The sequence below is a fragment of the Massilia arenae genome, from assembly GCF_008014745.1.
Classification (GTDB): domain Bacteria; phylum Pseudomonadota; class Gammaproteobacteria; order Burkholderiales; family Burkholderiaceae_D; genus Telluria; species Telluria arenae.
Window position 1 is genome coordinate 127,205 of sequence record NZ_VPFD01000001.1, and the last position, 13,655, is coordinate 140,859.

Below are 13,655 nucleotides of genomic sequence, written 5' to 3' on the forward strand. Positions count from 1 at the left end.
GCTGCCAACCCAGCCGAAAACCGAGTTTATCACGATGACTTCCACCGCCTCTGCCAGCCTCTTCGGCGCCATTGAAATGGCCCCGCGTGACCCGATCCTGGGCATCACCGAAGCCTTCAATGCCGATACCAACCCTGCCAAGATCAACCTCGGCGTGGGCGTCTATTATGACAATAACGGCAAGGTGCCACTGTTGGAATGCGTACAGAAAGCGGAAGCCAAGTTGATGGAGCAGCCTGCGCCGCGCACCTACCTGCCGATCGATGGCCTGGCGGCCTACGACAAGGCGGTGCAAGAGCTGGTATTTGGTGCCGACAGCGCCGTAATTCAAGAGAAACGTGCGATCACCGTGCAAGCCCTGGGCGGCACCGGCGCGCTCAAGATCGGCGCCGATTTCCTCAAGCGCTTCCTGCCGAATTCGGACGTGTACATCAGCGACCCGAGCTGGGAAAACCACCGCGCGCTGTTCGAAAGTGCCGGCTTCACCGTCCACAACTACGCCTATTACGATCCAAGCACCCGCGGCGTGAATTTCGACGGCATGCTGGCCGCGCTCAAGGCCATGCCGGCCGGCGCGATCGTCGTGCTGCACGCCTGCTGCCACAACCCGACCGGCGCCGACCTGTCGCAAGAGCAGTGGGATCAAGTCATCGCCACCGTGCAGGCAGGCGGCCTGGTGCCGTTCCTGGACATGGCCTACCAGGGCTTCGCCAACGGCATCGACGAAGACGGCGCCGTCGTGCGCCGCTTCGCCGCGACCGGCATGCCGCTCTTGGTGTCGAACTCGTTCTCGAAGTCGTTCTCGCTGTACGGCGAACGCGTCGGCGCGCTGTCGATCGTCGCCACCAGTGGCGAAGAGGCGTCCCGCGTGCTGTCGCAACTCAAGCGCGTGGTGCGCACCAACTATTCGAACCCGCCGACCCATGGCGGCAAGGTCGTCGCGACCGTGCTGTCGACCCCCGAGCTGCGCAAGCTGTGGGAAGAAGAGCTGGCCGGCATGCGCGTGCGCATCCGCGAAATGCGCGGCGCGATGGTCGAGAAGCTGAAGGCCAAGGCCCCGGGCCACGACTTCGAATTCGTGCGCGAGCAGGTCGGCATGTTCTCGTATTCCGGCCTGACCAAGGAGCAAGTGGGCAAGCTGCGCGACGAATCGATCTACGCCGTGGACACCGGCCGCATCTGCGTCGCCGCGCTGAACTCGACCAATATCGATCGCGTCGTTGACGCGGTTGCCAAAGTTCTCTAAAATCCCGGCTCTCCGCAAGCGTTACAGCGTTTGTGGAGAGCAAGCGTGAATGGTTGTTGAACACTGTGCAGATTTGACAGAAACGTTTCACCAGCCATATAATGCAAGCATCAATTCCCTGATAGCTCAGTTGGTAGAGCGACGGACTGTTAATCCGCAGGTCCCTGGTTCGAGTCCAGGTCGGGGAGCCAGAATTAGAAGAGGCCGCATCTGAGGATGCGGCCTTTTTCGTTTTGCGGCGTGCATCATTGGCGCTGTCGGGCACCATAGGAGATACCCGCGTGAAGCAACTTCCGAAAAGCCATGCCACCCTGATCGAAGGGCAGATGTTCCGCTTGATGAAGTCGGGGCAGGGCAAGCCGTCGATCGTGCTGATCAATGGCGCGGGCGGCCCGCTCGATGGCTGGTACAAGCTGTATCCCGAGATCGAACAGCTGGGCACCGTGTTCGCCTATGATCGGCCCGGTGTCGGCGGCAGCCCCAAGCCGCGCGAGGCGCAGTACGGCGAGACCGTGGTGGCGCAGCTGCGCCTGCTGCTGCAGACGGCCGGCGTCGAGCCGCCGTTCGTGCTGGTCGGCCATTCCTTCGGCGGCCTGCACGCCAACCTGTTCGCACGCGCCTTCGCGGACGAAGTGGCCGGCGTGATGTTCCTGGAAGCGACCGCGCCGGACGACGTCACCACGCTCAAGCAATTCCAGTCGCCGCTGCAGCGCGGCTTCATCAATCTGCTCGACCGCATATCGCCGCGCGATCAATTTGACGAGATCCGGCACGAAGCCGAGACCGTGAAGGACATCCAGGAGGCGCCCGCGTTCCCGCCAGTGCCGGTGACGGTGCTGTCCGGCACGAAGCGCCTGCCGCGCTGGATGGTGCCTGCGGCGCTCGTGCGCGAGCGCGAGCGTACGCAGCTGGGGCTGGCGGCCTTGTCGCCGTTGGGCGAGCGGATCGAGGCGCGGCGCAGCGCCCACTTCCCGCAGCTGACCGAGCCGGCGCTGGTGCTGGACGCCCTGAAGCGCCTGGTCGCGCGGACGAAAGTCTAGTTTCACGTTTTTTCGTCGCGTGAATGCTTGCGAAATCGAAAACAGCAGGTATAATGCGGCCTCCTTTCCCTGATAGCTCAGTTGGTAGAGCGACGGACTGTTAATCCGCAGGTCCCTGGTTCGAGTCCAGGTCGGGGAGCCAGAATTGAGAAGGGCCGCATGCGAATGCGGCCCTTTTTGTTTTGCGCGTAACCGCTCAGCGATCCGGTAGCGCCGCCAGTACCTCATCCGTGCTGCGCACCTGCGCATACTCGTCATGCAGGTTGGCCAGCGCCATCAGGTGCACCTCTTCGGCGCTGCGCCACGTGCCGCCGAAATCCTGTTTGTCGAAGGTGAAGCAGGCATCGGACACGACCACGACGTCGAAGCCCAGGTTGCCGGCGGTGCGCGCCGTCGCCTCGACCGAATTGTTGGTGCTGACCCCGGCGATCACGAGGCGGCGCAAGCCCCGTGCGTGTAGCCATCGCTCGAGCCCGGTGTTGATGAAGGCGTCGGGCACGTTCTTCTCGACGACGTGTTCATGTGGCTGCGGCTGGAAGCGCTCCTGGTGCGTCGCCCCATGCTGGCCAGGCGCGAACACGGACGTCGGCGAACGGCTGATGTGCCGCACGAAGACCAGCGGCTGGCCCGCATTGCGCCAGGCGAGCTGGAGGCGTGCGATATTGTCTTCCGCCGCCGGGTTGTTGCGGGGTGGAAGGGTTTGGCTGCACATCGCGTTCTGCATATCGATGATGAGCAGTGCAAGCTGTTCATGCATGGCGGTCGTCCTTGATGGAGGTTGCTTCAGCGCTTGCCAGACACCGGCCTGACCTTCGACGCCGCCTCGAGCGCACGCTGGCGCGCGGTCTCGACATCGTCGGCGCTCGCGAGCGCCACGCCCATGCGGCGGCGCGCGAACGATTCCGGCTTGCCGAACAGGCGCAGGTCGGCGCCCGGCACGCGCAGCGCTTCGGCGACGCCCTCGAAGACAATGCCGGCTTCGTCCAGCTGGCCATAGATCACGGCGGAGGCGCCGGGCGCGCGCAATGCCGGATTCACCGGCAGGCCGAGGATGGCTTTCGCGTGCAGTTCGAATTCGCTCTGCAACTGGCTCGCCATCGTCACCATGCCGGTGTCGTGCGGACGCGGGCTCACTTCCGAGAACCACACCATATCGCCCTTGACGAACAGCTCGACACCGAACACGCCCAGCCCGCCCAGGTTGGCGGTGACCTTGCTCGCGATATCTCGCGCACGCTCCAACGCCAGTGGCTGCATCGGGTGCGGCTGCCACGATTCGACGTAGTCTCCCTGCACCTGCTTGTGGCCGATCGGTTCGCAGAAGCTCGTTTCGATCGTGCCGTCGGCGCCCAGCGAGCGCACCGTCAGCAGGGTGATTTCGTAGTCGAAATCGATGAAGCCTTCGGCGATCACGCGGCCGGCGTCGACCCGTCCGCCCGCGGCGGCGTAGGCCCAGGCGGCTTGCACGTCGCCGGCGGAATCGAGCTTCGACTGGCCCTTGCCGGACGACGACATCACCGGTTTCACCACGCAGGGGAAGCCGACCGCTTCGCAGGCTTGCTGCAATTCGGCCAGGCTGCTGGCGAAGCGGTAGGGCGAGGTTGCCAGGCCCAGTTCCTCGGCTGCCAGGCGGCGGATGCCTTCGCGGTTCATGGTCAGCTGGGCCGCGCGGGCGGTCGGGATGCAGGTAATGCGGCCCGCGGCTTCGAGTTCGGCCAGCTTGTCGGTGGCGATCGCCTCGATCTCGGGCACCACCAGGTCGGGGCGCTCACGGTCGATCAGGGCCTCCAGTGCGGCGCCGTCGGTCATGTCGATCACGTGGGCGCGGTGCGCCACCTGGTGGCCGGGCGCGTTCGGGTAGCGGTCGACGGCGATCACTTCGACGCCCAGGCGCTGCAGGGCGACGATCACTTCCTTGCCCAGCTCGCCGGAGCCGAGCAGCATGACTTTGGTTGCGGAAGGGGAGAGCGGGGTGCCGAGGGTGCGGGAAGTGGTCATGGTTTGTCTGTGATGTCGGACTGTGATGAGGTGGCAGGCCGCAGGTGGCGGCGAAGCCGAAACTATAGCAAAGCAGGAGGCGCAGGATCGGGTAGTGGCATCGATTCACAAGAGGCACTGGTCAAATTGCAATCGCCCGGCTATAATATTGCCTCAATTCCCTGATAGCTCAGTTGGTAGAGCGACGGACTGTTAATCCGCAGGTCCCTGGTTCGAGTCCAGGTCGGGGAGCCAGAACAAGAGAAGGGCCGCATGCGAATGCGGCCCTTTTTGCTTTTGCAAAGCTTTCGTGTCGCCGCGCGCCGTGCCTGCAGCCCTTGCAAGCGCCGTTGCTGCAGCATCGTAGATGTCCATCCCCGCCACCATTGCCGCCAAGAGCGCCCCAATCCACCCTGGACTGCGGGTGAGTGCGAAAGTTGTCGCGAGCCTATCGATCAGCGGCTCTTTTTCTTGTTGGATGTGTAAGTACGGGTGTAGAACTCGGGCGGCTTGTTTGCCACCCAGTCGATGAAGGCGGCGATGTCCTCGTGCCCGCGCAGCGCGTCCCAGGTGTGATACTGCCGCAGCAGTTCGCGCTCGGTCAGCGCAGAGTGAATCTTGCGGTGGCAGATCTTGTGGATCGGGAACTGCTCCTTGCCCTTGAAGGTCTTCGGGACCAGGTGGTGGCGGTCGATATTGACAGTCCCGAGAGGCCGTCCGCACAGGGGACAACAGTTGTCGATCACATCCTTCTCCGGGTTGTGTTTGCTTATCGATTGCGATATGGTGGGCTAGAGCGCGTTGCACAAGTCTTGACCCGATAATTTCAATGGAGAAATGCGTGTGCGCCTTGTGTAAAATAGGAAACGTGTAAAATTTACCCTTGGCCTTAGCGCAAGACATTCACCTCTTTAGCCTGAAAGCGACGCAGTTGCATGATTGAAGACGACTCGACCCGCTGTTCCGTGCTGTTGATTGACGATGAATCCTTTGCCCAGGACATCATCGCGCACGGTCTGAAAGGTTGTGTCGGCCATCAACTCGTGTATGAATCGGACTCGTCGCGCGCCGTCGAGGTGGCGCGCCAGGTCGATGCGACCGTTGTCCTCGTCGACCTGCGCATGCCGGGTGGCGTCGACGGCTTCGACGTCATCGCCAGCTTGCGCGCGCATCCGGATACCCACGACATTCCCGTCATCCTGCTCTCGTCCGAGGACGATCCCGACATCAAGGCCAAGGCCTTCGCCATCGGCGCCAGCGACTATATGGTCAAGTGGCCCGATCCGCGCGAACTGGTGGCGCGCGTGCGCCACCACAGCGGCGCCTGCATCGCCCGGCGCGAGCGCGACCAGGCCTTCGCCTCGCTGCGCCGCAGCCAGGAAGAGCTGGCCGCCAGCCAGTCGGCCCTGCAACAGGCACAGAAAATGGAAGCAATCGGCCAGCTCACCGGCGGCGTCGCCCACGACTTCAACAATGTGCTGCAGATCATCGGCGGCAACCTGCAACTGCTCAGGATGGTTGGCGGCCTGAGCGATGCGGGGCGCTCGCGGGTCGAGATGGCGCTGGCCGGCGTCGAACGCGGCGCCAAGCTGGCGTCGCACCTGCTCGCTTTTGCGCGCCGCCAGCCCTTGCAGTCGATCGTGATCGATCCCGGCCATCTGCTGCGTGAGCTCGACGATATGGCGCGCCGCCTGCTGGACGCCAATACCTTTGTCCGCAGCGAGATCGCTGCCGACCTTGGCAGCACGGTGATTGATCCGAACCAGCTCAATAATGTGCTGCTCAACCTGGTCATCAATGCGCGCGACGCGATGCCTGGCGGCGGTACCCTGACCATTCGCGCCACTAACGTCGGCCCTGGCGACGCACGGCCGGTGGAAGTGGCATCCGACGACTTCGTGATGATCGAGATTGCCGACACCGGCAAGGGCATGCCGCCCAACGTGATGGCCCGCGCCTTCGAGCCGTTTTTCACCACCAAGCCGACCGGGCAGGGCACTGGCCTGGGTCTGTCGATGGCCTACGGTTTCGTCAAGCAGTCAGGCGGCGAGATCGTGCTGCGCAGCGAAGCCGGCAAGGGTACCAGTGTGTGCATCTATCTGCCGCGCAGCAGTGCGGCGCCACAGGTCGCCAGCGAGCATCCTTACCACTTGCCGCTGGCCGGCGGCCTGGAAACCATCCTGGTGGTCGAGGACGAAGAAGACGTGCGCTCGTCGACCTGCGGCATCCTGTCCGCGCTCGGCTACGACGTGCTGGAGGCGGGAGATGCCGCGCAGGCAGCGGCGATTATCGAGCAGGGGCGTCACATCGACCTGGTATTCACCGACGTGGTGATGCCGGGGCCGCTCACCAGCCTGCAACTGGGCGAGATCGTGCGCAGCAAGTTGCCGGAATGCGAAGTGCTGTACACCTCGGGCTATGCCGAGGGTGTGCTGACCCATGAAGGAAAACTGGACGCATCGGTCCATTTGCTGCAGAAGCCCTACCATCCGGAAGCGCTGAGTGCGCGCATCCGTCACCTGCTGCGGCGCGCCAGGCGCGCCGCCGGCAAGCCGTCAAGCGCGACTCACTTCGGCTTGATGTAGCGGTGCGAGCCTGGCGGCGGCTCGTTCAGCACCGCCCAGAAGATGCCGAGATCGGCGATCGCGCGCACGAATTCATTGAAGTCCACCGGCTTGACCACATAGGCGTTCACGCCCAGCGCATAGCTGCGCACCACGTCCTGCTCTTCCTTGGACGAGGTCAGCATCACTACCGGCACCGGCTTGAGCGCCTCGGTGTTGCGGATTTCCCTGAGCACCTCAAGGCCGTCGACCTTGGGCAGCTTGAGGTCGAGCAGGATCACGGCCGGGCTGCCCTGCTGGCGGTCGGCGAATTCGCCGCGCCGGTGCAGGTAGTCAAGCGCCTCGGCGCCGTCGCGTGCAACTACGACTTCATTGGCCAGCTGGCTCTTCGACAACGCGATCAGCGTCAGTTCGAGGTCGTGCGGATTGTCTTCTACCAGAAGAATGGGTTTGAGCATGGTACGGTCTACGGATTGATGGGTTGTTTTGGAAGGGTGAAGGAGAACGTCGCTCCTTCGCCCAGTATCGAATCGGCCCACACGCGGCCGTTATGGCGCTCGATGATACGGCGGACGTTGGCCAGGCCGATGCCGGTGCCCTGGAAGTCTTCCATCCGGTGCAGGCGCTGGAATACGCCGAACAGCTTGTGCACGTAGTTGGGATTGAAGCCGGCGCCGTTGTCGGCTACGTGGAACACGAATTCGTCGGCGGTCTCGTCGCAGGTGATCCGGATCACGGCCTGTTCGCGCTCGCGCGTGAACTTGACCGCGTTCGACAGCAGGTTGAACATCGCCAGATGTAAAAACGCAGGGTCGGCGCAGACCACCGGCATGCCTTCGATATGCCAGTCGACCTTGCGCTGGCCGATGTCCAGGGCCAGTTTATCGATGCAGCCCGACACCAGGTCTGTCATGTCGATATTGGTCGGGCGCAGGGCGGCGCGGCCCATCTGCGAGAACGACAGCAGGTCGTCGACCAGCTTGCCGGCCAGGCGCGCCGATTCCTTGATGTTCTTTAAAAAGCGCTGGCGCATGGCCACGTCTTCGCTGCCGGCCGATTCGATCAAGAGGTCCGAGAAGCCCGCGATGTGGCGCAGCGGCGCGCGCAGGTCGTGCGACACCGAATACGAGAACGCTTCGAGCTCCTTGTTGGCGCGGCCCAGTTCTTCGGCCAGTTCGGCCATCTGTTCCGCGCGCTCGAGCGCGATGCCCAGCAGCGCACTGCGAAACTCGGTGGTCAGCTCGATCTCGGCGGCATGCCACGGCAGGCTGTGGCCGTGGATGGTCTCGCGCCAGGCGGCGAAACTCTGGCGCGGCGACAGGCTGGTCGGCGCATTGGCGGCGGCCTGTTTTTCATACGGGTTGCCGGCCCATTCCACGGTCTGCACCAGCTCGGGACGGAACCACAGCAGATAGTGCTGGTGGATGCGCGAGATCGGCAGCGCCAGCAGGCCGCTGGCGTTGCGCGTCAGTTCCTGCGCCGGCGGGTAGGCGTCGGCCAGGTGATCGGTATGGAACACCTCGTGACCGTGCACCGCGAGCCAGGTGGCCAGCGACCGGATCGACGCGTCGTTCGGCGTGTCGCCATAGGTCAGGATGCGGTCGTCCACCACGATCGCCACGCCGCCGGCGCGCGCAAAGCGCAGCAGTTCGGGGAACACGCCGGACAGGTTGTCGATGAAGTCGGAACCCTTGGTCAGGCGGCCCAGCATCTCGACCATGATGCGGCGCACGTCGAGGCGGAACTGCAGTTCGCGCGCATCCTCGCGCGACTCGACGCACAGCGCCAGGATCTGGCCCAGCTGCTCGCAGGCGGTGCGCTTTTCGACCGACACCTGGCAGGGCGTCGCGTTATGGCACGAGATCAGGCCCCACAACTGGCCCTTGACGATCAGCGACACCGACATCGAGGCCAGCGTGCCCATATTGCGCATGTACTGCAGGTGCACCGGCGAGACGCTGCGCAGGGCGGCGAACGACAGGTCGTTGCGCGCGCCGGTGGCCGGATTGACGTCCGGGACCAGAGGGGCGGCCTCGTAGTTGGCGTCCTGGATCACACGGATCGGCGACAGCGTATACAGTGCGCGCGCCTGGACCGGGATATCGCTGGCCGGGAACGATTGATCGAGATACGAGTCGTAATCGTCCGCCTTCGACTCGGCCACCACCCGGCCATGGCCGGTGGGGTCGAACTGGTAGACCATCACGCGGCCGTAGCCGGTCACCGAACGCACGTGGCGCGCGGCCAGGTCGGTCAGGGCCGGAATGGATGCATGGTCGCCGACCCGTGCCAGGAAGTCGGAGATCAATGGGTACAGGTGGCGAAAATCGGCCGGCTGCGCGCGCATGACCGATTCGAATTCGGCGATCACCAGGCCGTCCCAGGCGTGCGCCAACACGTCGAAGTGCTGGCCGTTGCCGGTCGTGACGGTGCCGAGGTAGGCCGGACGCTGGCCCAGCGTGCCGCTGCCCAGTTCCAGGGCCAGGTGGGCAACGGCCGCTTCGCCGATCGCGGCGGCCAGCGGCCGGCCGATCGCGGCGCCGGCGTCGACGCCGGTCCACCCGGCGAGATTGGCGCTCGCCTGCAGCACGTCGAGTGCAGGCGACAGCGTCAGCATGAAGCCATGCGGCTGGATGCTGCCCGGCGTGCGGATCGGTTCGCGGTCGCAGCCGGTGATGTCGAGGTTGTCGGGAGAGGCCTGGGTCATGGAGCCGCTTGGTAACGAGCAGGGAACAAGGCGCATTGTAACGTGAAAAGCTGGTATCTCATTCTATATAGAATGTTTTTCAACACCCGATACCCCAACGTATTGCCACTGTGGTTATCCGTCCTGACAACTGGTTACCGTCGCACACGTACATATTTTCGCATGGCGTGTTTGGCAAAAGCAGATGTATGATGGGCTACTTTTTTGGCCCCGTAGACAAGGACGCGGTATCGCCCCATGGACACTTCTCTACCCGTCAAGCAGACGCTGACCGACGAGCAACGCTTCCAGTACCTGATCGCCGGCATCAGCGATTACGCGATCTACATGCTCGATCCGCAGGGATACGTCAACAGCTGGAATGCCGGCGCCCAGCGTTTCAAGGGCTATGTCGAGCACGAGATCCTGCAGCAGCATTTCTCCCGTTTCTATACCCCGGAAGACCGCGCCACCGGCCTGCCGGCGCAGGCGCTGGCCCATGCGCTCGAATACGGTCGCTACGAATCCGAAGGCTGGCGCGTGCGCAAGGACGGCGGCCGCTTCTGGGCCCATGTGGTGATCGATCCGATCCGCGACAGCGGCGGCGTCCTGATCGGCTACGCCAAGATCACGCGCGACGTCACCGAGAAGAAGCGCGCCGAAGATGCGCTGCGCGACAGCGAGCGGCGCTTCCGGCTGCTGGTGCAGGGAGTGACCGACTACGCGCTGTACATGCTGACACCCGAGGGGATGGTGTCGAACTGGAACGTCGGCGCCGAGCGCATCAAGGGCTACAGCTACGATGACATCGTCGGCCACCATTTCTCGCGCTTCTATACCGACGAGGACCGCCTGCGCGGCCTGCCGGTGCGCGCGCTCATGACGGCCGGCGAGGTCGGCCGCTACGAGGCCGAAGGCTGGCGCATGCGCAAGGACGGCACCCGGTTCTGGGCCAATGTGGTCATCGACGCCATCCGCGACGAGGACGGGCGCCTGGTCGGCTTTGCCAAGATCACGCGCGACCTGACCGAGAAGAAGGCGGCGGCCGAGGCGCTCGACAAGGCGCAGGCGGCCCTGTTCCAGGCCCAGAAGATGGAATCGATCGGCCAGCTCACCGGCGGCATCGCGCACGACTTCAACAACCTGCTGTCGGTGATCTCGAGCGGCGTCGAGGTGCTGAGCATGCAGCGTAATCCCGGCGGCGACGCCAAGACGCTCGACAGCATGCGGCGCGCTATCGACCGCGGCGCCACGCTCACCCAGCAATTGCTGGCCTTCGCGCGCCAGCAGCCGCTGGAACCCGAGACGCGCAACGTCAACCGCATTATCAGCGGCTTCGAATCGGTGCTGCGGCGCGCGGCCAATTCGTCGATCGAGTTCGTGATGAAGCTCGATGCCCGGGCGCCGAACGCCGTGATCGACGCCGCGCGGCTGGAGTCGGCGGTGCTGAACCTGGTGGTCAATGCGCGCGACGCCATGCCGGGCGGCGGGCGGATCCTGGTCGAGACGGCCAATGTGGAGCTGGTGCACGGCGAGCACCCGTCGCTGGCGGCCGGCCACTATGTGCGCCTGAGCGTGAGCGACACCGGCACCGGCATGGCGCCCGAGACCATCGCGCGCGCCTTCGAACCCTTCTTCACCACCAAGGAAGTGGGCAAGGGCACGGGCCTCGGCCTGTCGCAGGTATATGGCTTCATCAAGCAGTCGGGCGGCGAGGTGACCATCGAGAGCACGGTGGGCGAGGGCACCAGCATCGTCATTTGGCTGCCGGCCGTGACCTCGCACGCGCACGATCTTGCGGAAATCGAGACCGAGACCGTGCTGATCGTCGAGGACGAACCCGACCTGCTGGACGTCGCGTCCTCGTTGTTCCTGAGCATGGGCTACGACGTGATGACCGCCGCCAGCGGCAACGACGCCCTGAACCTGCTGGCCAGCCGCGACGTCGACATCCTGTTCACCGACGTGGTGATGCCGAACGGGATGAACGGCATCGAACTGGCGGCCTACACGCGCAACAACTACCCGAACGTGAAGGTGATGCTGGCCTCGGGCTATCCGCAGCCAGCATTGAAACTCGACCGCTCGCGGCTGGGGGAGTTCGCCTTCGTCAGCAAGCCGTACCGCTTGTCGGATTTGGCCCGGAGCCTGCGCAGCGCGCATTGATCGGTGCCTTTTGTCTCTGAGTCCATGGTTGCCAAAGGGTCTTTATTGAAATGAGAATAATTCTCATTTAAGATGGCGGCTGTGGCGCGCCTTGTGTCACTCTTCGAAAGGGGATGGGATGCTGGCCGAACAGGACGTCGATCGACTGCTATGCGAGCATGGCGCGCTGCTGCGGGCTCATGCCCAGGTCCAGGCGCGCTGCACGGTGCTGTTACGCGAGCAGGCCGAGCGCATTCGCGGCCTGGATGCGGCGCTGATGCGCTCGCGCGCGGCGGCGATCCGCAGCCTTACTGAGCTTGCCTGGGAGCGCGAAGACCGCGCCGCGCTCGAAGAGGCTACGCCTGGCCTGAAGCGGCGCGCCGCCATGGGCCGCCAGATCGAGTCCCTCCAGGCGCGGGTGCACACACTGATGCGCCAACTGCATGCGCGCGAACTGGCCGAGCATGCTTCGCGGGCCGACGAGGCTTTGCCAGTCGAGCTGGAAGCCAGCCTGCTGGCGGCCGATCTGGTGATCTGCCAGACCGGTTGCCTGAGCCATGGCGACTACTGGCGCGTGCAGGATCACTGCAAGCGCAGCGGCAAAGTATGCATGCTGGTCGACCGGCCCGACCGCATGCACATCGTGCGCATTGAGAGCCTCGCGTAAATCTTACAGCGCAAAAATGATGTCGCTGACCTGCTCATAGAGCTTGTCGGCCGATGGCCCCTGGTTGGGCCAGTTCAGGATGTCGAAGTGGTCGTAGCCCTTGTAGTTGCCGAGGAAATTCCAGGCGCCGCGCACGGCCGTGCCGTCGTAGTCGCGCGCCGGGTGGCCATTGGGCGAGCGCATGCTGATCGTGTTGACCACGCCGTCGTTCGAGAACCAGTCGCTGTCGATGCGTACCCGATTAGGCAGGTCGAGGGTATAGCTGCCCATGCCGCGCTGCGCCACCGAGGGCACGATCCATTCGCCGGCGAAGGATTTGAAATAGGGGATCATGTCGGCGCGCGCATACTGGAACAAGGTGGTCTGGACCGGGGCGACGATGCGGTCGGTGCCGTTGCAGCACCAGGCGCCGCCTTCGGTGGCCACCGTGCCGACCGAAAAATAATAGATGTTCGGCGAAGTGCGCGCCCACAGATTGAATTCGCGCGCGCCGTCCGGCGCCAGTTCCCAGCCCGCTACCCGGTGCCCGAGGACGTCGCGCAGCGGCAGGCGGATGCCTGGCAGGATGTTGAACACGGCATCGGTCAGGGTGGTGCCGTTGTGTGGCGCCGAGATCGTGGTCACGCTGCGGATCCAGCCGACCTTGCCGCCCTTGAACAGTTCGCCGTCGCCTTCGTCCTGGGGCGAGCCATGCTCCAGCAGTTCGATCAGCGCCCGGATCGTGGTGCCGCCCTGGCTGTGCCCGATCATGTGGATCGGGTGGTCCTGGTCCCAGGCCGGATACAGGGCCAGCGGATAGTCTTGCGGGTTGTTGCGCGGATCGGCGGCCCAGCATTTACCGGGCGGCTTTTGTACTTGACCGGGCAAGCCGTGGTCGCGCACATGGGCCTTGCCATAGTCGACGCAGCCGCCTTTGATCTGGGCGTACAGGTCGGCGGCGCGGTCCCAGTTGGACGAAATGGGCCCGACCGCCGCGGCGAATACGGCGCGTGGACCGCGGTAGATCTGCATCTGCGAGGCGATGTCGCCGTAGCCGCCCCAGTAGTTGAAACCGCTGTGCTGGAATTCCTCGGGCCCGAAGCCGAGGAAGCCGTGGACGAGGATGACGGGATAGTTATTTGCCGCGCTGCAGGCGGGGGCGGCAAGGATGCCCAGCGCCGTCAACAGGGCGGCGCAGGCGCGATAGAACCGAACCATCTGGCTTCTCCGATAAATGCGTCAAGCACATTGTCGGAGGTAGGACGACGGTCGGGTTTGCGCTGCATCGACCCGCGGCAAAGGAATTAAACTTCACGCGAGGAAACATGCGCATGTCGCTTGACAAGGCGGT

11 protein-coding genes and 3 tRNA genes are annotated in these 13,655 nt (G+C 64.3%); 8 read left to right on the forward strand and 6 right to left on the reverse strand.

The window, feature by feature from the left end; genetic code table 11:
• Nucleotides 1–34: 34 nt before the first annotated feature.
• The 4 genes from FVD38_RS00600 to FVD38_RS00615 all read left to right on the forward strand — a co-directional run bounded on the left by FVD38_RS00600 (nucleotide 35) and on the right by FVD38_RS00615 (nucleotide 2,428).
• Nucleotides 35–1,246, forward strand: coding sequence for an amino acid aminotransferase (locus tag FVD38_RS00600; RefSeq protein WP_147933060.1), 1,212 nt, complete (start codon nucleotides 35–37; stop codon nucleotides 1,244–1,246).
• Between the two features lie 115 nt (nucleotides 1,247–1,361).
• Nucleotides 1,362–1,437, forward strand: a tRNA-Asn gene (locus FVD38_RS00605).
• Between the two features lie 90 nt (nucleotides 1,438–1,527).
• Nucleotides 1,528–2,286, forward strand: coding sequence for an alpha/beta fold hydrolase (locus tag FVD38_RS00610; protein ID WP_147933061.1), 759 nt, complete (start codon nucleotides 1,528–1,530; stop codon nucleotides 2,284–2,286).
• Nucleotides 2,287–2,352: 66 nt separating this feature from the next.
• Nucleotides 2,353–2,428, forward strand: a tRNA-Asn gene (locus FVD38_RS00615).
• Nucleotides 2,429–2,482: 54 nt separating this feature from the next.
• Here the strand turns inward: FVD38_RS00615 and FVD38_RS00620 are convergent.
• Nucleotides 2,483–3,043, reverse strand: a complete 561-nt coding sequence (locus FVD38_RS00620) for a cysteine hydrolase family protein (protein WP_147933062.1) — start codon at nucleotides 3,041–3,043, stop codon at nucleotides 2,483–2,485.
• Between the two features lie 26 nt (nucleotides 3,044–3,069).
• Nucleotides 3,070–4,284 (reverse strand): formate-dependent phosphoribosylglycinamide formyltransferase, encoded by a 1,215-nt coding sequence (gene purT / locus FVD38_RS00625; RefSeq protein ID WP_147933063.1) that lies wholly within the window; start codon nucleotides 4,282–4,284, stop codon nucleotides 3,070–3,072.
• Between the two features lie 158 nt (nucleotides 4,285–4,442).
• On the opposite strand from purT, the gene FVD38_RS00630 reads away from it, so the two are divergent.
• A tRNA-Asn gene (locus tag FVD38_RS00630) sits at nucleotides 4,443–4,518 on the forward strand.
• 200 nt (nucleotides 4,519–4,718) lie between these two features.
• Here FVD38_RS00630 and FVD38_RS00635 read toward each other — a convergent pair.
• Nucleotides 4,719–5,009, reverse strand: a complete 291-nt coding sequence (locus FVD38_RS00635) for a hypothetical protein (RefSeq protein WP_123070679.1) — start codon at nucleotides 5,007–5,009, stop codon at nucleotides 4,719–4,721.
• A gap of 189 nt (nucleotides 5,010–5,198) precedes the next feature.
• On the opposite strand from FVD38_RS00635, the gene FVD38_RS00640 reads away from it, so the two are divergent.
• Nucleotides 5,199–6,848, forward strand: a complete 1,650-nt coding sequence (locus FVD38_RS00640) for a response regulator (protein WP_147933064.1) — start codon at nucleotides 5,199–5,201, stop codon at nucleotides 6,846–6,848.
• On the opposite strand, the gene FVD38_RS00645 is transcribed toward FVD38_RS00640, so the two are convergent.
• Entirely contained in the window at nucleotides 6,830–7,285 is a 456-nt protein-coding gene (locus tag FVD38_RS00645) for a response regulator (protein ID WP_147933065.1), read from the reverse strand. The two genes, FVD38_RS00640 and FVD38_RS00645, sit on opposite strands and share 19 nt — an antisense overlap.
• Before the next feature lie 8 nt (nucleotides 7,286–7,293).
• Nucleotides 7,294–9,534, reverse strand: coding sequence for an ATP-binding protein (locus FVD38_RS00650; RefSeq protein ID WP_147933066.1), 2,241 nt, complete (start codon nucleotides 9,532–9,534; stop codon nucleotides 7,294–7,296).
• A 237-nt stretch (nucleotides 9,535–9,771) separates the two neighbouring features.
• Between FVD38_RS00650 and FVD38_RS00655 the strand changes: the two genes are divergently transcribed.
• Together FVD38_RS00655 and FVD38_RS00660 are read left to right on the forward strand one after the other, a co-directional pair.
• Nucleotides 9,772–11,679, forward strand: coding sequence for a hybrid sensor histidine kinase/response regulator (locus FVD38_RS00655; RefSeq protein ID WP_147933067.1), 1,908 nt, complete (start codon nucleotides 9,772–9,774; stop codon nucleotides 11,677–11,679).
• Nucleotides 11,680–11,797: 118 nt separating this feature from the next.
• Nucleotides 11,798–12,325 carry a DUF2325 domain-containing protein gene (locus tag FVD38_RS00660; protein WP_123070674.1) on the forward strand — a complete coding sequence of 176 codons (528 nt, stop codon included), beginning with the start codon at nucleotides 11,798–11,800 and terminating at the stop codon, nucleotides 12,323–12,325.
• Between the two features lie 3 nt (nucleotides 12,326–12,328).
• On the opposite strand, the gene FVD38_RS00665 is transcribed toward FVD38_RS00660, so the two are convergent.
• Nucleotides 12,329–13,522 carry an esterase/lipase family protein gene (locus tag FVD38_RS00665; RefSeq protein WP_147933068.1) on the reverse strand — a complete coding sequence of 398 codons (1,194 nt, stop codon included), beginning with the start codon at nucleotides 13,520–13,522 and terminating at the stop codon, nucleotides 12,329–12,331.
• Between the last annotated feature and the right edge of the window lie 133 nt (nucleotides 13,523–13,655).

Coding starts and splice junctions, on each gene's coding strand:
- FVD38_RS00640 (WP_147933064.1), top strand. CDS start 5,199: ATGATTGAAGACGACTCGACCCGCTGTTCCGTGCTGTTGATTGACGAT.
- FVD38_RS00600 (WP_147933060.1), top strand. CDS start 35: ATGACTTCCACCGCCTCTGCCAGCCTCTTCGGCGCCATTGAAATGGCC.
- purT (WP_147933063.1), bottom strand. CDS start 4,284: ATGACCACTTCCCGCACCCTCGGCACCCCGCTCTCCCCTTCCGCAACC.
- FVD38_RS00620 (WP_147933062.1), bottom strand. CDS start 3,043: ATGCATGAACAGCTTGCACTGCTCATCATCGATATGCAGAACGCGATG.
- FVD38_RS00655 (WP_147933067.1), top strand. CDS start 9,772: ATGGACACTTCTCTACCCGTCAAGCAGACGCTGACCGACGAGCAACGC.
- FVD38_RS00645 (WP_147933065.1), bottom strand. CDS start 7,285: ATGCTCAAACCCATTCTTCTGGTAGAAGACAATCCGCACGACCTCGAA.
- FVD38_RS00665 (WP_147933068.1), bottom strand. CDS start 13,522: ATGGTTCGGTTCTATCGCGCCTGCGCCGCCCTGTTGACGGCGCTGGGC.
- FVD38_RS00660 (WP_123070674.1), top strand. CDS start 11,798: ATGCTGGCCGAACAGGACGTCGATCGACTGCTATGCGAGCATGGCGCG.
- FVD38_RS00650 (WP_147933066.1), bottom strand. CDS start 9,534: ATGACCCAGGCCTCTCCCGACAACCTCGACATCACCGGCTGCGACCGC.